Annotated in this window: 10 protein-coding genes and 1 pseudogene; 8 read left to right on the top strand and 3 right to left on the bottom strand. The window is 53.2% G+C overall.

Features of this window, described 5'->3' with window-relative positions; translation table 11 throughout:
• Positions 1-110: 110 nt before the first annotated feature.
• Genes AC1MEA_RS18115 through AC1MEA_RS18105 form a run of 3 tightly spaced genes read right to left on the bottom strand, consistent with a single transcriptional unit; the run spans position 111 to position 6,315 of the window.
• Positions 111-3,308 (bottom strand): C-terminal helicase domain-containing protein, encoded by a 3,198-nt coding sequence (locus AC1MEA_RS18115; RefSeq protein WP_480416978.1) that lies wholly within the window; start codon positions 3,306-3,308, stop codon positions 111-113.
• Positions 3,305-5,143, bottom strand: a complete 1,839-nt coding sequence (locus AC1MEA_RS18110; protein WP_480416977.1) for a phospholipase D family protein — start codon at positions 5,141-5,143, stop codon at positions 3,305-3,307. The genes AC1MEA_RS18115 and AC1MEA_RS18110 overlap by 4 nt, the downstream gene beginning before the upstream one ends.
• On the bottom strand, positions 5,089-6,315 hold the full coding sequence (locus tag AC1MEA_RS18105; RefSeq protein ID WP_480416976.1) for a DUF6361 family protein: 1,227 nt from the start codon (positions 6,313-6,315) through the stop codon (positions 5,089-5,091). The genes AC1MEA_RS18110 and AC1MEA_RS18105 overlap by 55 nt, the downstream gene beginning before the upstream one ends.
• 267 nt (positions 6,316-6,582) lie before the next feature.
• Here AC1MEA_RS18105 and AC1MEA_RS18100 point away from each other — a divergent pair.
• The 8 genes and pseudogenes from AC1MEA_RS18100 to AC1MEA_RS18065 all read left to right on the top strand — a co-directional run.
• A pseudogene (locus AC1MEA_RS18100) lies at positions 6,583-6,712 on the top strand (recombination directionality factor); the annotation flags it as partial.
• Positions 6,713-6,960: 248 nt separating this feature from the next.
• Entirely contained in the window at positions 6,961-7,830 is an 870-nt protein-coding gene (locus AC1MEA_RS18095) for a helix-turn-helix transcriptional regulator (protein ID WP_480416975.1), read from the top strand.
• A gap of 2 nt (positions 7,831-7,832) precedes the next feature.
• The gene (locus AC1MEA_RS18090; protein WP_480416974.1) at positions 7,833-8,444 is read left to right on the top strand and encodes a DUF1819 family protein; all 612 of its coding nucleotides are present in this window, start codon (positions 7,833-7,835) and stop codon (positions 8,442-8,444) included.
• A 22-nt stretch (positions 8,445-8,466) separates the two neighbouring features.
• The gene (locus AC1MEA_RS18085; RefSeq protein WP_480416973.1) at positions 8,467-9,042 is read left to right on the top strand and encodes a DUF1788 domain-containing protein; all 576 of its coding nucleotides are present in this window, start codon (positions 8,467-8,469) and stop codon (positions 9,040-9,042) included.
• An 18-nt stretch (positions 9,043-9,060) separates the two neighbouring features.
• Positions 9,061-12,732, top strand: a complete 3,672-nt coding sequence (gene brxC, locus AC1MEA_RS18080; protein ID WP_480416972.1) for a BREX system P-loop protein BrxC — start codon at positions 9,061-9,063, stop codon at positions 12,730-12,732.
• Between the two features lie 84 nt (positions 12,733-12,816).
• The gene (gene pglX / locus AC1MEA_RS18075; protein ID WP_480416971.1) at positions 12,817-16,467 is read left to right on the top strand and encodes a BREX-1 system adenine-specific DNA-methyltransferase PglX; all 3,651 of its coding nucleotides are present in this window, start codon (positions 12,817-12,819) and stop codon (positions 16,465-16,467) included.
• A gap of 22 nt (positions 16,468-16,489) precedes the next feature.
• A complete protein-coding gene (locus tag AC1MEA_RS18070) occupies positions 16,490-19,255 on the top strand; it encodes an ATP-binding domain-containing protein (protein ID WP_480416970.1) in 2,766 nt (921 codons plus the stop codon).
• Positions 19,252-20,697: a tetratricopeptide repeat protein gene (locus AC1MEA_RS18065; RefSeq protein WP_480416969.1), complete on the top strand. Its 1,446-nt coding sequence runs from the start codon at positions 19,252-19,254 to the stop codon at positions 20,695-20,697. Before AC1MEA_RS18070 ends, AC1MEA_RS18065 begins: the two co-directional genes overlap by 4 nt.
• The last annotated feature ends 154 nt before the right edge of the window (positions 20,698-20,851 follow it).

The raw sequence follows: 20,851 nt of genomic DNA, 5'->3' as shown, positions 1-20,851 counted from the left end.
GGGGAAAAAGCAGCATACGGCGAGCGGAGATCCATTGTTGTGTGCGTTTTGTTGACGGTAGGCCACTGTTGGTCGTGATCAAATGAAGGCCAGCACAAGCCCGCCAGATGTTATGCCGGGACGTCCTGACTTTCATCTTGATAAAGAATAGGGGCCAGCTGAATCATGAGCCGCCGCTTCAGCTTCTCCAGGTCGCCGGTGCACAGGTTGAGGTTCTTGAGATGCTCAAGCAGCTCACTCTGGCCAGGTTGGCCGAATGCCAGGCGATACAGGGATAAGATTTTCAGCATCTGCGGATAGCGTTGTTGCTCCTGACTCATCGCCATGACTGGAACCAGACGACGAATCTGAGCATCGCCCTCGGGATAGTGCCAGTAAGGTACGAGGTCGGTTTTCCAGGGCATTTTTGCAGCGGTCTCAAAGAGTGCTGCCCACCGCTGGAACGAGTCGGTCTCTTTGGAAAGCGCCTGGACCACCCGCCGTCTCACGACCAATGACTGGTAGCGATTCACTCGTCCTTCACGCTGTTCCAGGTCGATGGGATTGCTTGGCAGGTTCCAATGCACGACATCACTACAATACCAATGGAAATCCAGTCCTTCTTGACCAATCGACGTCGAGGCGAGAACAAACGGACGAAACGGCGAGTTGAAGCTCTCACGGATACTGACGACCCGTTCCTGACCTGCTTCATCACTGGCCTTCTGCGTACCGAGCTGCACTGCGTAGTGACAACGCAAGTGAGTGCTGTCATCGATCGGACCGGCTTTCCAGACTTTCACGCTGGACGGCTTGGTGCGCAGCGAATTATCGATAGCTTTCACCGCGTCATCGACACCGTTCGATGAGGAGAGCATGTAGAAATACTCCTCCAGCATCGCTTGCAGCCCCCCTTCAGCGCAGTATTTGATAATGCCTCGCCAATGCTGTCGTTTGCTGATGCGCTTGATGACGGCGCTACCGCTGACCCCATTGAACAAGCTGACGAACGCCAAAGCGATGGAGCTGGCATGCCCGGAATTCACCGTTGGATCATCTTCGCTATAGGTCAGAGACAGTGCGCGATAAGCACATATAGCAGGTGAACCAACAGACAACCAGGCGAGATACTCTGGCAAATCGGCAGGCATTTCACCGAGCTCTTTAATGCTGTCCAGCCGCTGAGAGATATCGTCCACTCGCCCTAGAGTGTTTTCGTGAAAATCAGATCCGTTGCTGATACTCGCGATCCAGTCCTCATACCAATTGTCGTTGTGCATGCGGTCGAGCAACATTGGTCCCAGCACATACCAGTGATTCTGATTGCGACTTCCGCTATGCCCCGCCGCCAGTGGTTTGAGCAGCCCGGCAAAGTGTTTGATTCTCTCGGCAAGCAAATCTTTGAGCGATGCTTCATTTCGCTTCAGAGGAACATCGATCAACACTTTGCTCGGATAAACCAGCGACCAGTACGCAAGATCGCCAGCGTCCAGCCGGATCAGACGATTCAGATCATGATGGCTGGCGGAGTCATCTCGCGCCTTACTCCTTGTCTTGCGCGGAAAATAATCAGCCTCAGGCTGGCGTCGACCTAACACCCGCCTCTCGGACTCATAACTTAACAAACCACTGAGCATCCGCGGGACCATGGCCCAGGCAGAAAATAACAGCGTCTTGCTGAATGTTTCGTGGCCGATAAAGACACCTGCCAGCGGATAGTGGGGCATGCTGGGCGGAACCCACAGCAGCATTTCCGGCCCACTTTTCTTACCGTCACCAAACAAATGAGTAGTCAACGACCGCACCCTAGGATTTGGAGCATCCCGTGCGACATTCAATTTATAGTCGTTGACCTGATCCCGAGGCAGCCAAAGGCTCTGGCTGCGTTTTACCCACTTACGCACTTCGGGATCACTCTCGAACTTGCTCTGCAATACATCTTGCAGTTTGTAGCCTGTGCTAAACGACAGCGGCCATGCGGCTGACTTGTAGAAATCCATCATCTGCCGGGAGAAACTCATGTTGCGGTCCTTCTCAAGCAATCTTCCCAGTCGATCCAGCTCTATGTAAGCCTTGATGTCCTCGGCACGCACTTCAGCGCTGCAGTCGAAAGGGGGCGCATCGATCAGACGGTTTACATCGACGGCTATCTGGCTTCGTTCGGTACGGACAATAAGCGGGCGCAGTAGGCTTTCAACCTGCTGGCGAGGGCGCTCATCCAGATCATCAACTTTCACACCCGCCTGACGCAGGCGCTGCAATTCCGACTTCAGCATTTTGCGCACAGGCTCATAGGCCGTAAGCGGAGTCAGGTTCAGAAAACTCAGTATTTGCTCCAGCTTGGCAAGGTGTCCGTCGTCGTTTTCGTCATCGGGGATGGTGCTCAGTGCCTTGAACGGTGTCGCCGAGAGTAAGATGATCTTGCTGCGGCGGTTCTTGCGGAACACCTGCTGGGCAATCATCGAGTGCTCGTTGCCCTCAGACTGGTCGAGCAAACTTTCAAACCGCTGAAACTCGTCGAGGATGAACAAGTCCGCCTGCAGGTGTGCCGCGCAAGATCCAGCAAAAAGCACGCGTAGCCGACGCAACAGGCTGTGTTCTTCGGGGCTGTCTCGATTAACGCCAGTCTGGGCGACCTTCGTCAGCACCTCCATGTTTGACCGGGCCTCACCCGGAGCAACTTCCATCAGCTTGTGATGAAAGTCCTCAACGATCTTTGTATTAAGTCCGCGGACTTGAACTTCCTGAAGCCCGTACTCCCAACCCTCGACGTCCTGCACCCGATCGCGAAACAGATCAGACAATTTGCCCTGCAGTGGGACGATATCTTCATGTTGAAGGAGAGCCGCAAAAATCACCAACCGTTCGCGTTTGTTGCCTGCGCCGTAAGTCATCGAAAAAGAAGTACTGGGCGTGAGCGTACAAACTTCCAGCAAGGCACCGTCGGCCAGATCCGGTTCAGGAAGCAGCGCGACTTCTGCCAGCCTCGAAAAAGCGGGCTCGCGCACCAGGCTAGCCATGCTTGGGTCCTTGAAAACCGCAAGCTTGGAGCGGTTTTCAGTCGCCAACGCAAGGTTGGAGCAAATGTACGTGACGCGAAACGGCCGGGGCTCATGCCAGTCCAGTAACAAAGATGCGATGACGCCTTTGGCAACTATCGTTTTACCCAGTCCCACTTCATCAGCCACCAAAATCCGGTGGTTATGGTTGGGGTCATTGAATAAAGAAGTTATCCGTTGCACCGTAGCCTGTTGGAAATCCTTGAGTCCAGAGAGCGTGGACCTTAACTCCAGGCATGCGCGTTCACGCGTCGTAATGCTTGTATTCACGCTTTTTCCATCCCTAGAAATGCTTTGTAGTTATGCCACAGCTGGTTGAACTCTTTGGGTATCCGGCCTTCCACAGATCGCAGATGACTGAGTACCGCCTCTATTCGCTGCAGCTTTTCGGGCTGCCGGGCTGCACACAGCAGTAGCGACTCGTAGATGGGCCCACCCATCAGATGGCTCAACAATTCGTCAGAGCCATCTAGTGCTGAAGCGCCAGGGTCGCGGGCGAACCATTCAGTTTTTTCATGATCAGGCTGCAACACCATTCGTATGTACGCCAACAGCTTGTGCGGGCTGTCGATCAAATCGCTGACAATTTTCTGCTCTCGACCGTCGCCACCGTCAATGATGAGTGAGGCTTTGATTACCCGCTCGATAACCTTGTCGCCAACCCGCACTTTCACGACCAGAAAGGCACTGACCTGCAAGAGGCTCAGTCGATCCCACACCAACGTCGCCTTCAAGTCCTGGTAGCCAGGCACGTCCAGAAACCGCACCTGGACCGATTCGGAGCTTGCAAGGAGCGGCGCTGAACAGTGAACTTCACACCTGTAGGTGAAGTCGGCATTGACCTTGGCCCTGACACTCCAATCGTCCTTAATCAAGGTGTGCAAAAGTTTGCGCAGACCCTCGTCGTCCGAGCTCTGCTCTTGCTGCTCTTCATTCTGGAACGAGTGAGGAATGAAAACTCCCGTCGGATTTTCCTCGCTACCGATCAGCTCCAATTTCAATTGTTGGGCCGACTGGGCGATACTCGAGCTTGAAAGGCGCAACATGAATTCAGTGTTACGAGGCGGTGCTTGCCTGAGACCACCAAGCGCTGCCTTAGTCGCATTGGCGGAGCCCACGTGCCAGTGACTGGTAGCGCCGTTCTGGACCAAAACCAGCTTTGCATGCAGGTTTTGCGTTTTACCGCTATCCAAGTGATCTTCGCCATTGACAACCCGCTGGTTAAGGGCAAAACACTCCCAACCCGCGAGTTTCTCAGCCCCAAGTCGTTCCAACTCTTCAGCACGACTGAATAACCAATGGCGCTCGCCACGCTCTTTGAGCATGTCGAGTGCCTCCGCATGCAGAAAAGGCGATATCACCAGCACAGTGTTCGTGGAGCTACCCAAGTCCAGCGGAACTTGCTGTGCCTTACCCAACAAGGTTTTTAGCTCTCGAAAACCATTGGGTTTTTGCCAAACGACACGAGGCAGTTCTTTCTTGAATAGAGAGAAGGCCGGGGCGAAATCCAACGCTTTGTCTTTATGCCTAGCGAAAGGTGTGAGCTCCTGCAAAAGCTCCAACAGACCTTCATTCTCCCGACTGCTTTCCTTGGCCACCTCCCCCTCAAGCGCGACCGCCAGATCCCAACTGCGGTCAAACGTCAGATTACGAGACAGCACCAGTAGCCGGTAGCGCACCTGCCGGATGTCATTGGTGAACCGCAGCAGCCATATCTTGGGGTGGAAGGAGCTGAAGCCGCCGCTTGGAACCATAGGCACCAAACATGGTTCGAGGAGCGTAAACAGTGGGGTAAACGCACTGGGAACCTTGATATTGCCTTGCTGAAAAAAGACTTTCAGTCGACCTTTAAGTTGGCGGATGCCCTCAAGCGCAGCCAGCTTGCCGCCATGCGGATTGCCCTCCAGCGTGCCGTTCAAGGACAGTGCCAGGGGTAGGCACAGCAGGGTATCGAGCTCCAGTGAATAACTGGTTGCCACCGCGTAGCTCAGCTGAAACCCTTCTGGGGCCTGCAGCTTTTCGCCGTAGTCAAGACGATCGACGCTCGGATTTAACATGGCAAACCCTCCTGAATATCGCCCAGGATGGTGCGCACTTGAGACCACCGGAAATCAAGACGGCTCATGCCGATCCAACGGTAGTTATCAGGCAAACGCTTTTTCAGAATTGATCGCTCTTTTTTGTTTCCCAAAGCCTGTTTTTCGACCAGAGCATCAAGCACTACTACCGATGCGTTGTTGGCAATGTGCTCGCTCCATTCCATCAAGAATGCCCCCACCCGGCCTTGCAGCGTGATGTTGGTGGCTGCCAGCCATTGCATAACCTGTTCAGGTCCAGCCTGACGAACCTTACGCCAGTCGAGCCAGTGAGACTCGTACTGATTGACCAAATCCTCACGCTGATTATTCCTCGCAACCAGAATGTTGAAGCGAAGATGGGCACCGTAGATCAGCTCACTGAATGCATGAGCCATCTTTACCGTGTCACGGGTGCTCTGAGCCAAATCGGACTTTGCCGCTACCCACCCGGCAAGTTGAGCGAAGCCCGCCAGATCCTCATCTAAAACCTCTTTCAACATGCCACTGAGCTCAAGCTGCGATGGCAGACTATTGATCGGACCGTTTTGAAGTTTGTCGCTGAGAAACACCGCCTCGGACTCGGTCAAGGTGATGTGAACATCCTCGATCCATTGCGGATCGTATCGATCAAGGTGAACCCTGCTATCAGCCGAGACGCCATCGGCATCGTCGGCCTCATCTGGCAGGTTGCTTCCCAAGCTGCTCTCGGGAGGTTTGACTGACCTCAAGAATTGATTAAGCGAAGCCTGGGTATTGATGATGCCCCAAGTACGTAATGCCACCCAATAAACAGACGATGGCAATCGCGCAACCGACTCGCCTTCCTTCATCGTTGAGCCGATGATACCGGTCACACCCTCATTCAGGTGTTGCAGGGTCAGAGCCCTGGCAAGCTGATTTTCCTGTTGTTCAAGATACTGCTGCAGTGACTGCCTGCGTTGTTGCGCTGGCTTGAGCGCCAGATAATCGCGAATGATCCGTGGAATGGTTATCAAGTATTTAGCGCGGGTTTGAATGGTCGAAAATCCAGGAAACATAAGGTCGGCAAAACCATCGCGCAAGGCACCGACTCCAAGTTCATCAAGGGTTCCGGGCTCCGAAAGCTGCTTGATCACATCCCTGACCCGATCCCTGTCCTCGGATGAAAAATCCACCCAACCCATTTCACTTTTATTCAGCATACCGATGACCTTTCCCATGGCGTCCCACTGACGACATCCTTGCTAAAAATCTTGCCAGCATGCAGCAGGCTCTAGTGCATAGCAATTAGCCATTATCAACGATCATTTAATAAATAAAAGAGTGACTCTTGGGTACGACGGAATGAGTCGCGAGCGATCTGACCTCCCTTCCGGTGACGGTCTGTTGCTGGAAAATCTGCTGCTGTTCGATCCTGATGAAGACCGCGACACATTGGCCCCCCATAGCCCATGATCGTGCCTCCTCAGTCTCAGGAGTACCTTTCGCTGGCCAGAGGCAATACCTGCAAGCCCTACGGGGGGACTGAATGTGGTAATCGGCGGCAGTGACCCACTGGGCAGCTTCGTCTTTCGCACTACAAGCTTCAACAGCATCCACACAACAGCAGCATCCATGAGTGTTGTGCGCTTTATTTTTTCTGCTCAAGCTACTGACAATGCAGTCCGACCAAGTGAACTTGGAAATAGGGCTTACGAGTTGAGATCGTTAAAAATCGATCGACGTTATTTTTCACGCACCCGGCGCCGACGCTATCAGCGATCCACGCGAAATCATTCAAAACGCAAAAAACTTTACAGTAAATAAATTTACACTGGCGCGTCGCATCAGGCATTATCTGGACCAGCTCACATTCAGGAATGCCAATGCCGCTCCCCAAACACGAAGCCCTCCTCAGGCTACGCGCGATAGAGCTAATCAGCTATTGGGAGGGTCGCCTAGTCACCACTCAGTTGATGGCATGGTTTGGCATCAGCCGCCAGCAAGCTTCTTCCGATATCAATCGCTATAACAGCGAGTTCAATCCAGGCTCTCTAATTCACAGCCCTGCAGTTAAAGGCTATGTCCCGACGGCTGGCTTTCAGCCCGTACTGAGCGCTGGGCACATAAATGAGTACATGGCACTCATCGGCGAGCAATCTGATCAGCCCGTGTCTGAGATTTTGGAAGCTCACCCCAGCGTCGCTACTGTCCAACTTCCAGATCGTGCAGCCCGCCCTGAAGTGGTTCGCGAGTTAATCAGAGCCTGCCGCAATGCCGGCAGCCTGAAAGTACTCTACGCCTCCATGTCCAACCCGCAAATTCATGAACGTGTGATTTCACCTCACACTCTCGTTTATACGGGTTTCCGCTGGCACGTTCGCGCTTGGTGCCATAAGCGCCAGGCCTTCCGCGACTTTTTACTCTCACGTATCTATCGCACGCCAAAATCGTGCGACGCTCACGCCCCCTTATCGAGTACAGACATTGGCTGGCACGACCAAGTCAACCTGACACTAATCCCTAATGAACTACTCAGCGATGCCCAAAAGTCTTTAGTTGAACGCGATTTCGGTATGCCAGAAGGCCGCCTACAACTGACCGTTCGCACAGCACTTGCCCACTACACCCTTCAACGTTATCAGGCTGCCATCACCTCAGAAGAAGCCGAGCGAGTACGCGAGCATCCATTGCAATTGCTTCCAGCTGATCGCGCCAAGCTAACTCCCTTCCTTTTTAGCTGTGATGGGGAATAGGCATGCATAGCTTCCATTACGACTCTGACTTAATCGGCGGCTCGTTGCAGGTGCGTGAATCACGCATCGTTGCAGACCTGCTGCTGCAGGACGCCAGCCCTGAGCAATGGCATGAGGTCATACAGCAACAGAACCGGCTGCAGAAACGCGCACCAGCTTCGGCCAAGCGTGTGGCTCAAGCCATCCGCAAGCGTCTGGAGCGACTGGATGCCCCTTTCTGGCGGGCAATTCGAGATGGAGATGATGAACTCGCTACCCAAGTGGTGTTCTGCTCGGCCTTGGAGCGCAACCTGCTCCTCGTCGAATTCATCGAGACCATCCTCAAAGACGCTTTCGTCACCCGCGCCGGCGTGCTCGAACCCTACCACTGGAATGAGTTTCTGGATGAACGCAGCCATCGAGATTCGACCATCACCACCTGGACGGAGTCCAGTCGTAAGAAGATGGCGCAGGTTGTCTATCGCATGCTGGCCGAGGTCGGCCTGTTGAAAAGCACCCGCAGCATGAAACTACAAAACCTGATGATTCGGTCAGAGGTCCGCGTATTGCTGGATGACAGCTACCGCTATCGCATAAAAGCCTGTTTGGAAGTATCCAATGCCACCGGACAGTAGGCGTGGAATAAGGAGTGTTCGCATGAATCAGCAACTGCAGGATCGGCTAAACCAGATCCCAGACAAGATCCTCACCGAAGAGTTCTTGAAGAGCCAAGGGTTGGGCAATGAGCTCGGTTTCTGGATCTTCGACTATGCCCCCGAGGATGAGCTGCAGGTGCGCGAATACCTCAGTTTCCTGCAGGGCTTCCTTGCCAAGAAGCACAGTCAGCTCAAAGTGGCTCATATCAATCTGCTGCAGGCTATGCGCGAATATCTGGATCAACGCAGCTTCACTGAAAAAGCCATTCAGATGCAGCAAACCAAAGGTGACCTCGCGTTGCTCAAGGCGCTATCCGGACCGCTGCATATGGACAAATTCGCGCCCTTCCTAATGGAACACAGCAGCGCCGATCAACACGACGTGGTGCTAATCAGTGGTGTGGGCTCAGTTTGGCCGGTTCTTCGCGCCCACAACCTTCTCAACAAGCTACACGCGCTGCTTGGCCACAAGCCTCTGGTTCTTTTTTACCCCGGTCATTACTCAGGGCAGTCACTCGCCTTGTTCGACCGCATTCCCAGCAACAACTACTACCGCGCCTTCAAGCTGGTTCCCTGATCAATAAGGACGATTGCCGTGAGCATTAAAGATATTTTCTTCAAGGAACTCGATCGCCCGATCAACGGCGTGGTTAAGGCGGATCAGTCCGACGACGCAACCGTGCACCAGGAGCTGGATGAGTACGTTGTCACCAACGAGCTGGAAAAACACTTCCGCAGCTTCTTCGAGTCCTACAGTACTGACTTGAACGATCCTTCCATCGCCAACCGCGTGGGCGTATGGATCAGCGGATTCTTCGGCTCGGGTAAGTCGCACTTCCTCAAGACCTTGTCATACCTGCTGGCCAACATCGAAGCGCGCGACGACCAGGGCAACACCCGCAAGGCTGTTTCCTTCTTTGATGCGAGCAAACTGCGTGATGCCACCATCCGTGCCGACATCGACAAGGCCGTTGCCAACAGTGCCGATGTCATCTTGTTTAACATCGACAGCAAAGCCAGCTCCAACGATGCTGGCAACCCGATCCTCAATGTCTTCCTACGGGTGTTCAACGAGCATCAAGGTTTCAGTGGCGACCATCCCCACATCGCCCACATGGAGCGTCATCTGGCCCAGCGCGGCGTCTATGAGCTATTCAAGCAAGCCTTTAATGATTCCACCGGGATGGACTGGACTGAGGAGCGTGATGGCTATCAGTTCTACCAGGATGACATTGAGCAGGCGGTAGCCGCAGCCCTCGATCTGTCTGCTGAGGCCGCGCACAAATGGTTCGAAGATTCCGAGCAAACGTTCAGCGTCTCAGTCGAGAACTTCTGCAACTGGGTGCGCGAATACCTCGACACCCAGCCATCCAAACACCGCGTGCTGTTTCTGGTGGACGAAGTCGGCCAGTTCATCGGCAGCGACACCAAACTAATGCTCACCTTGCAGACCATCACCGAAAACCTCGGCACCATCTGCAAAGGCCGCGCCTGGATCATCGTCACCTCTCAAGCCGATATGGATGCCGTACTGGGCGAGCTGTCCGCCTCCAAGGCCAACGACTTCTCGAAAATTGCCGGGCGCTTCAAAACCCGACTTTCGCTGTCCAGCTCCAATACTGACGAAGTCATCCAGAAGCGCCTGCTGCGCAAAACACCGGAAGCTGAAACCGCACTGCGCGCCCTTTGGGAACAGAAAGGCGACATCCTGCGCAACCAGATCACCTTCGACCGCTCCGGCCCGACCCTGAAGAACTTCGATGGCCCGGAAAGCTTCATCAACAATTATCCCTTTGCGCCGTACCACTTCCAGTTGGTGCAAAAGGTCTTCGAGGAAATCCGCAAGGTCGGTGCCACCGGGGCGCACCTGGCTTACGGTGAGCGCTCCATGCTCGATGCGTTCCAGATGGCGGCCATGGCCATTGCGGATAAACCGCTCGGCGCGTTGATTCCCATGTACAGCTTCTACCGCGCCGTCGAAGGCTTCCTCGATACAGCCGTCAAGCGCACCATCGACCAGGCAGGCGAGAGCAGCGTCCTCGACGCCTTCGATGTCCAAATCCTGCGCACCCTGTTCATGATCCGCTATGTCGACCTGATCAAGGGCACCCTCGACAACCTCGTCACCCTCTCCATTGAACAGGTCGACGAAGACAAACTAGCGCTACGTCGCCGCATCGAAGAAACCCTCCAGCGCCTTGAAAAGGAAAGCCTGATCACTCGCAATGGTGACGAGTTTGTCTTCCTCACCAACGAGGAGCGCGACATCACCCGCAAGATCAAGGCCACAGAGATCGCTGGTTCAGAAGAGAACAAGGCGCTCTCTGACCTGATCTACAAAGACCTGTTCAAGGACAAGAACAAGTTCCGCTACAGCGTCAACAAGACCGACTACAGCATTGGTCGCTACCTCGACGGCCACAGCCTGGAAGGCCGTTACGAGCACGACCTCCGTGTCGAAGTGATCTCGCCACTGGATCTCGACTACGCCCTTTATGGCGAAGCCGGCTGCATCAATAAAAGCAACGAAGCTCCTGCCGGCATGGCTCTGTTCAAATTACCTGACAGCAAGGATTTCTTCGCCGAGCTGCGCACCTGGCTGAAGACCAACAAGTTCATCCGCCTCAACGACGACGGCAGCCAGCCTGAGCTGAGCAAGATCCTCGCCGAACGCGGTCGCGAAAACCAAGAGCGTAAAAAGCGCCTGCGCTTGCTACTTGAAGAGCTGGCCGAGCGCGCAGAGGTCTATGCAAAAGGGCAGCACCTGAAGCTCAAAAGCAACAATATTTTTAGCAAGTTCGACGAGGTGTGCCAGTACCTCCTTGAAAACACCTTCACCAAATTAGGCTACTTGCGAGTATTACAGCAGGAGCCCGAGCGTGAACTCCACTCCATTCTGCACACTAACGACATCGGCCAACTCGGCCTGACCCTCGATGGTGACGAAGGCAATCCGCAGGCCATCAAGGAAGTTGAACAGTTCATCTCGCTGCGCGCCTCCGGCAACGAACGCTTGCTGGTCGCAGACCTCATCGAGCGTTTCAGTAAGCGCCCCTATGGCTGGCCGGACGGAGAGATCCTGCTGGTCCTCGGTCGCCTGGCCGCTTCCAGCCGTATTTCGTTCCACGCCGCAGGCCCCAGCATGCCGCTGCCGGACGCATTCGAGTATCTCACCAACAGCCGAAAACGCCGTGAAGTCTCGGTGCAAAAAAAGCGCCAGACCGACGAAGGACTGCTCAAGCAAGCACGTAATCTGACCCAGGAGCTGTTCAACGCCCTTGGTCCAGCAGGCGAAAAGGAGTTGTTTGAGTATTACTGCGTGCACTTCGGCAGCTGGCGCACCAACCTGGAAAAATACAAAGCTACGGTTAGCGCCGGGCGCTTCCCTGGCAAAGAGACCGTAGAACAGGCCTTGCTCAGCCTGCAGCGCCTGCTGAGCAACACTGATAGCGTCGACTTTTTCAAGGCCGTGGTCGACAACAAGGATGACTTGCTGGATCTGGAAGAGGACTACCGGGATCTACACGAGTTCTTCACCAACCAGTTGCATACCTGGCAGCAACTGCAGTTGGCCTTGCGTCGTTTCGACAAGAACAAACCAGCGCTGGATAAAAACGAGAAAGCCCGCAAAGCGCTGACCGAGCTGAAAGCCATTGAGCAGAACACCACGCCCTACGGTCAGCTGCACCAGGTCGCCACACTGGTTGAAACGGTAGAAACCATTAACGCTGCCATCTTGGCTGAAAAGCGTCAACATGCCCTGGCCCGTGTCGACGAGAAAATCGCCCAATTACAGTCCGAGATTGCCAAAAGCGGTATCGAAACCGCCGAGCTGAGTAACCGCTTACTGCGTCCCCTGCAACTGGTCAAGGCGGACCTAGAGACCGAAACCAGCATCGCCAACATCTACATGCTGCAAACCCAGACCGCTGACGAGCGCCTGAACGACGGCGTGTTCGATCTGGAGCGCGCCATTCAGGTCGAGGTTGAACGCCTGCAGAAGCTTCAGGAAGAGCAGGCCAAGGCCGCACAGGCAGCCAACACAGCTAACGGCGTCAAGGAAGACCGAGCGCCTGCCCTGGTGCCAACCTCCAAACCTGTAGCACCGCCCAAACCGGTGGTCGAGGTGGCAGCGACCAGTGTGTTCAACAAACTAGGGAACGGTTTGTATCTAGAAAGCCAGAGCGATATCGACCGCTTTATCGACGCCCTCAAGGTAGAGCTGGAAAGTGCGATTAAGCAAAACAAACGCATTCGTATTCACTGACCTAGCGCAACCAGTAGGAGATGAGACCACCTCCAGGCCACAGTAAAGCGTCAATGTCAGCTCAAGAGATTAGGGAAAGCCCATATGAACACCAACAACATCAAACGCTACGCCCCCAAGGCACGCACCGCCTTCATTACCGCCATGACCAAGCGCGCAGCGCTGTTTGGCATCCGCGAATCCAGCATCCCCAGTATGGGAATCGAACCGCTGGAGCAGAAAGGCGATCTGGCGCTTATCGGTGATCGTCCGTTCCCGGCAAGCATAATTCGCCCCCGTGCCGCGCTGGTGAAAAAGATCGAGCAGATAGGCTTTGCCCAAGCCATGGAGCAGGCCGCCTACAGTTGGTTCAACCGCCTCTGCGCCATCCGCTACATGGAGCTCAAGGGCTACCTCGATCACGGTCGCCGCGTGCTCAGCCACCCGGATCAACCGGGTAGTTTTCAGATTCTCGACGACTGCCTGGATATCGAGTTGGAAGGCCTCGACCGACAGCGCATTGCCGAACTGAAACTAGACGGCACCAAGGACGAAGAGCTGTACCACGAGCTGCTACTTGCCCAGTGCCATGCCTTGCATAAGGCTATGCCGTTCCTATTCGAGGCGGTCGACGATGCCACCGAGCTGTTGTTGCCGGACAACCTGACCAAGACCGATTCGCTGATACGCGAGCTACTGAACGCCATTCCTGAAGAGGACTGGCAGGACGTAGAGATAATCGGCTGGCTGTACCAGTTCTACATTTCCGATAAGAAAGGCGAAGTCATGGGTAAGGTGGTCAAGAGCGAGGACATTCCCGCCGCCACCCAGCTGTTCACCCCCAACTGGATCGTCCAGTACCTCGTGCAGAACTCAGTAGGCCGCCAGTGGTTGCAAACCTACCCGGACTCGCCACTCAAAGCGAAAATGCCGTACTACATCGAGCCGGCCGAACAGACGCCGGAAGTGCAGGCTCAGCTGACCGCCACTACTCCGGACAGCGTAGACCCGCAGAACATCAAGGTTCTCGACCCAGCTTGCGGCTCCGGCCACATCCTGGTCGAGGCCTACAAGGTGCTCAAGGAGATCTACACCGAGCGTGGTCACCGCAGCCGAGACATCCCGCAGCTGATCCTGGAAAACAACCTGTTCGGCCTGGACATCGACGACCGCGCAGGCCAGCTCGCTGGTTTCGCCCTGATGATGCTTGCCCGCGAAGACGACCGCCGCATCTTCGACCGCGAGGTCAAACTCAATGTGCTTTCCCTGCAGGAAAGTAACCATCTTGATTTAGCAAGCCTATGGAATGCGCTCAATTTGACCAGTGACTGGCAGCGTGGCCAATCACAGGGTCTATTCGACAATGAACAAGCCGACCTCAGCGCTGCTCATGCCGACAACCGCTACCAGCTGCTGAAAACCACCCTGGCGCGCTTTACCCAGACGAAGACCCTTGGTTCGCTGAGCCAAGTCCCAGCTGAAGACGTCAAGCCGCTGTCCGAATTGCTGGAACAGCTGCGGCAACTGGCTCGTGACGGCGATGTCATGCAGAGGCCAGCAGCGGAGCAGCTGACTCCCTATATACAGCAGGCTTGGATATTAGCGCAGCGCTACAGTGCGGTGGTGGCGAACCCGCCATATATGGGTAGCAAGGGCATGAATGCTGAACTGAAGACCTTTGCAGCCAAGGCTTATCCAGACAGCAAACCTGACCTTTATGCAATATTTTTGGAACGATCTTTTGGCCTGTTAAGTTATTATGGGGTCGTATCGATGGTGACTATGCAAAGCTGGATGTTTCTTTCTGGCTTTACTGATTTGAGGAGGAAAATACTTAAGCAGAAAACACTAAACTCATGCATTCATATTGGCTTCAACAGCTTTCCAGAACTCAATTCTAAAGTTGTTAGAACTGTGGCGTTCACAATTCAGAATACCCATGTAGATAACTGCGTTGGAGTTTATGTTGACCTAGACTCTGCACCGCAGTCAGCAGACAAAGAACAGGTTTTTTTGGAGCGTACACCATCGCTTGAACATGAGGTAAACCAGAAGCAGTTTGGCGCCATCCCCAATCATCCATTCTCTTATTGGGTTCCCGAAAAAATAAGACTCTGCTTCTCTGAATGCACTGCAACACGTCTAACTAATCCTGGAAAAGTAGCATCCATGCGTGACTTAGGCGATGCGGTCTCAGGGATGTTCACTTGTGACAACGAGAGATTTCTGCGCTTTTGGCATGAGTCTGATTGCTCCGCCATATCTTTTCCCGATGTAAATGACGAAAATCCCACTAAGCGATTCATGCCTTACAATAAGGGAGGCAGTTTTAGGCGGTGGTCTGGGAATTTTATACATATTGTCGACTTTAACCACGGCGGCAATGATATCCGAGAGTACAGGCAGAATGCGGGGCAATCATATTCGCTTCCGGGTCAAGATAGATTTTTCCATGAGGGCGTTACGTGGAACGATGTAACAACAAAAATGTTTTCTGCTCGCTTAATGCCAAGGGGCTTTGTCTATGACAAATGTGCACCCACTGCTTTTTTCAAGAGCCATGATGATGCACTAACAGCACTCGGCATTGTTAACTCGTCAGTTAATGAGTATCTTTCAAAAGTTCTAAATCCATCAATACACTTCACATTAGGGGACTTTAATAATCTTCCTTTCCCGATGAACCTAGACAAAACATCAACAATTAAATTGGTGCTGGAGGCCATTGAAATATCCAACGTTGACTGGGACTCTTTTGAGCTGAGCTGGGACTTTAAAAAGTCACCCCTAACCAGCTCTGAAAATTGCTATTTAGAACATTCATGGACTACGTGGGAGCGCAGCTGCATTCAGCGCCGAGAGCGTCTTAGAGAAATTGAAACAAGCATTAATCAACATATTATTAATGGCTTCGGGTTTAATGGGTTAATTGACCCATATGTTGATGACGAACATGTAACAATATATACTCCCGATCGTAGTTCGACATTTGAATTTCTATTGTCTTATGCCATCGGCTGCACCATGGGCCGCTATTCCCTCGACCGCGAAGGGTTGATCTACGCCCACTCTAGCAATCAAGGCTTTGCCGGACTAGTAGCCGAAGACGCCTACAAAACCCTCCCCGCCGACAGCGACGGCATCCTGCCGCTGACCGATCAGGAATGGTTCGCGGACGACGCCACCAACCGCTTCCGCGAGTTCGTCCGTGCCGTCTGGGGCGACGAGCACCTGCAGGAAAACCTCGACTTCGTCGCCGAGAGCTTGTGCCTGTACACCATCAAGCCCAAGCGCGGCGAGTCGACGCTGGACATTATCCGCCGCTACCTGAGCACCCAGTTCTTCAAGGATCACCTCAAGACCTACAAGAAACGTCCCATCTACTGGCTATTCAGCTCTGGGAAGCACAAGGCCTTCGAGTGCTTAGTCTACCTTCACCGCTACAATGAAGGCACCCTGGCGCGCATGCGTACAGAGTACGTCATCCCTCTCAGCACGAAGCTCAACACCTACGCAGCCAAGCTAGCCACAGACATCGAAAACGAAACGGTCACGTCCGAGAAAAAGCGCCTGGAAAAAGAACTCGCCACCCTGCACAACCAACAAGCCGAACTCGCCACCTTCGACGAAAAACTCCGTCACCACGCCGACCAGCGCATCAGCCTAGATCTGGGTGACGGCGTGAAGGTGAACTATGGCAAGTTTGGAGATTTGTTGGCTGAGGTTAAGGCTGTAACAGGCGACAAGGGCGACTGACCACCCGCATGGAGCATTACCGATGGCACTGAAAGCATTCCGCGGCAGACCCTTTGAGCATACGCACGAGAATCGAGCCTTCAATGAGCTGTTCGATTTGCTCGACTTACACTGTTCGGATTCTGGACAGGACTGGTACCTGCTGGGAAATTTCTATGTGGGCAGCCGTGAACTGGATGCCATGGTGATCAAGCCGAACGCGGTGATCATCCTCGACTTCAAGGAGTTCCGCGGAAAATTACAGTTTTCTGAAGACGGCCCGTGGCTGATTGAGGACGAGGAAGCAGGCAGCAATGTCCAAGTAAAGGGCGGCGCCAGCGTCAATCCGCTGCGCCAGTTGCGTATCAACAAAGGGGTCATGCTTGATTTTTTTGGCCGGAACTTTACTGACCTTAACGCGACCTGCAACTGGCGGCATGTCGCAGCTCTGGTAGCCTTTCAGGGGCCGATTGAATTCGATCATCGCCACTTACCCGGTTCGATAAAGCCCTGGTTCCATATCAGCGATATGGGACGGATCGTTCGCGATTTGGACGCCATTGTCAGCAGGGAGATTTTTCTCTCGCGCGAAAACGTGGAACGGCTCACTGCTCAGCTTGGTATTGATCCTTTTGTTCCGGCAGGCGCTCCCAAGCTCAGGCAATTGAGTGGCCGGGCGGCTTCAAGATCTGACGAAAGCAGATTGACTCAGCAGCAGAGTCAGGTACTAGGCGAGTTTTCGACCTGGCTGAAATCTGGCAGCGGCGTATTTCGTCTCGCCGGCATGGCATCGACCGGCAAGCGCTTCCTGTTTCCCCTACTCGTGGATGCATTGAAAGCGAGTGGCTCTGAACTGATTTTGTTAACTCCCAGCGCACGTATTTCTTCGGCTTATCACCACACTGCTGCAGAACCTGTCTCGATCTATACATGGTTGTACAGCTTGCAGCCCAGTCGCTTTGAGACGAAAGATGGCCGCAAAGTGGGTATTCACGAAGTAAAACCGGATCTTAACTTAGACGGCAAGATGCCCGTATTGGTTGATGCCCACCTGCTGAGTGACGAGGCGTTTGATGCAAGTGAACGACGCTATGGCTCCGGGCGGCTGATTCACGATTTTCTCTCGGTGATTGCAAAGCACAAAACGCCCTTTGTGGTTATCGGCGATCCCTATCAGATGCCAAGGGGATCCCTACAACGGTCCTTGATCAGTGGCGAGATGCTTGAGCAGTTAGGGCTTGGCGTTGTGAATCACCGCTTAACCGATCAAATCCTAGACGATGAGGATGATGCGCTAAGCAAGCTCCAGGCACATCTGGTGGATAGTCTGGACAAAAATCGCTTTAACAAGTTACCGCGCTGTTCCGGCCTGCGGCTTGAAGTTCTTGGGAATGCAAAGTCTCGAACCTGGGTACCGGACACGTCTAATGTCCGGGCAGAATCCATGCTGGTTTGCAGCACTCATGAGCAAGCTGCAAAAATAAATGGTGCAGTGAAAACTCAAATTCTTGGCCATGCCAACCCGACTAAACTGGCAATGGGTGATCGGATTGACTTCCATAACCGCACTCCGATCCTGGTCCTTGAGTCAGATAAACCCAATCAAAGTGCGGTGCCTTGGATCCGTTCCGGCGAGATTGGCCTTGTCGACTTTGTTGAAGACACAATGGAAACCCACCTGATTCAACTTCGTGGGCGCGAAGAGAAAATCAGCCTTCATTTCCAGCGCGCCAGATGCCGAGTTCCAAGCTTTGGAGAGGTGGAGATCCGTTATTTTGTCGATTACTTTGAAGCTGAACGACCTGACATAACTGGCGACCAGTATCTCGCGCTTCAAGTACTGGCTAGGCAGCTTGCCAAACCAGTGCTTGAGCTGCGTAAGAAACAACTACCGGACAAGAGTGATCCCCTTTACAGGCAAGCAAGGGCGGAATACGACAGGTTTGAGTATCAGATTTTGCAAACACAAGGGTATCTGTCTGCCGCGCAGATCCGTCCGGCCCACGCATTAACCGTGCATCGCGCTCAGGGACGTCACTGGCCAAGTGTCTGGGTTAATGCCTCACGCAGCGCCTCCAGTGAAAAGCCCAATAACTCGGACTACTTCCGCTGGCTGTATACCGCCTCGGTCTGTGCAAACGAGATGCTCACGATCCGTCAGATGCCATTTCTAAGCACTCTGAGCAATGCCGCCGTAAGCCGTGCCCATGACGTGAAGATTGGCAGTTTTGCGCTTAAGCGTGGCTTGTTTTATGACGTGACTCGCCAACCCACCGAGCAGGAAGCCTCGATGGTTATGCCGATGGGCTTTAACGAGTTGAGGCTGCGACCCCTGCTTCTTGAGTTAAGCGAGCGGCTTGAAGGTTCGGACTGGTGCCTTGACGATTGGCGTGAGCACAGCTACCAGGTCGTCATCACGCTTACCAGCGAAACAAACGCCACGAGCATTAAAGTTAGGCTGTATTACGACAAAAAACTTGCCATTACCAACGTGGTTTATCTCGACGGTAGCGAGACTGAACAGCAAGCCATTCAAAGGTTTCTGACTAAGCCTTTCCAGCCGCAAAGTGCGGCCTTGGCTGAAGCAGTCGAGACCCTTGAGGAGCTCTTGGCTGAGCATGGCTTTTTCATATTCGACGCTTCGGAGACCAGCTACCGAGTGCAGTTAATGCTTGCAGCGGATAACGAGGGCGTTGAAATTCAAGTCAATGCCGACAAGGAAGGAATGATCAGCTCGATTCGGATAATGAAAGCATCATCAGAGAACATCGCCCAAAAGCTGGAGAAAGCTTTGGCGGTGCAATCATGAGCGTCTTTGATGAAATCCGCGATCACAAGTCGCGCGCAGACTTTGAAGGTGCATGGCAAGTAGGCTACCCGACATTCGAGCAAGACGCTGGAAACACATTCCTGCAGACGTCCTTATTCTGGGTCATTTATGCGGAGCTGAAAAAGCTACTTGAGCCTTTCAAAACACGTGATAACAAAACGCCTCATCCCAATGAGCAACGGCTAATTGACCTTTGGGCCTCACGTATTCTCTTGCTTCAGTTAGAGCTGCCTAACGAGCTGATTGACTATCGCCTGTGGAATCTTTTCCGCGAGACTGGAAAATTCTGCGACCCAATCTGCCTTTTCATTCTGCAACGCGGCAGTTCCCTGTTTAGCCCTGACGATCACAATCCATTTAGTACCGATAAAGGAGAGTCTCCTAGCGTTGTGCTACGACTGGCACGCATGGTGGCCGTAAATTACCTTCACAAAGGCCTAGACAGTCCCCTTCCTGTAAGTCGAGTCGTCGCATTTTTAAAGTACGCCTTGGATAAAGCGGAAGACTCACCGCAAGGGAAAATATGGCTTGAATACGATAAAGCCAGGATTTTTGTAACTGCCGGCGACATCGTTAGGGCACGAGACGCCTATCTGTCTGTGCTTAGAAACAAGCGCGGCGAATCCTGGGCATGGTTTGGCTTGGCCAAAACCTATGAAAACGAACCGGAAAAAGCTATTTGCCTAGTTTCTTTCGGCTTAACTTGCGCTCACGACCCCAAGTTCAGCATACCCGGACTGGTGCGACTGGCGGAGTTACTTGCCCAGACAGGCGTGCATGATTACGCCTCAAAGGCACTGATAAAACTGACAAAAATCTACAGCGATAATGGCTGGGCGCTTAAAGACAGCATCGTTGAGCTTACGTCATCTGCATGGTTTGACGCATCGCTGGATACCAGTGATCTTGATGCTCATGTAGAGGAACTCGCAATAGGTGCCAATCAGTACGCCATGGCCAAACCAACCTACTTGTCAGGTGTACTTCTTTCAGTACACGAGTCAGGTAAAGGCGCCACGATTTATATCCACAGAGATCTTAAATTTTCTGCGCGAAAGGCTGTATTCGAAAATCGAAAAATCCCTAAGCCTGGAACTTTTGTGAAGATCTTTTGCGACATAAGCTCTGAGAGTCAGGATGTCGTTTCGGTTGAGAACATACAGGTGATTGAGACTCAGGATATCCGTTCATTCAAAGGAAGCTTGAAAGTAAGCGAAAAAGGATTTGGCTTTGTAAATGGCGACATTTTTGTCCCGCCAGGTCTGGTTGAAGGCGTACAGCGGGACGCCGAGGTTGCCGGCGCAGCCGTTATGTCTTTTGACAAAACCAAGAGCAAATACGGCTGGAAAGCTATTACCCTGTTTAAAGAAGTCGGCTCACCAAACTCAGCCGAACTCGGACAATTGCAGGGCCAGCCATGAATTATAACTATGGCGACAACCTTGGCTCTGCCAAAATTAAACCTCCGGATGTTTCAAGGAGTACATCTACGCCGAAAAAAACGTACATATTGATGAATTCCGGGCCGTCAGGGATGCATTGTTGTCTTACGATGACATGTCCCACGCTGACCTC

This window comes from Pseudomonas sp. ASL8 (assembly GCF_056680355.1).
Note: the sequence above shows the minus strand (reverse complement) of the source record. Positions and strands in the feature narration are given on the sequence as shown.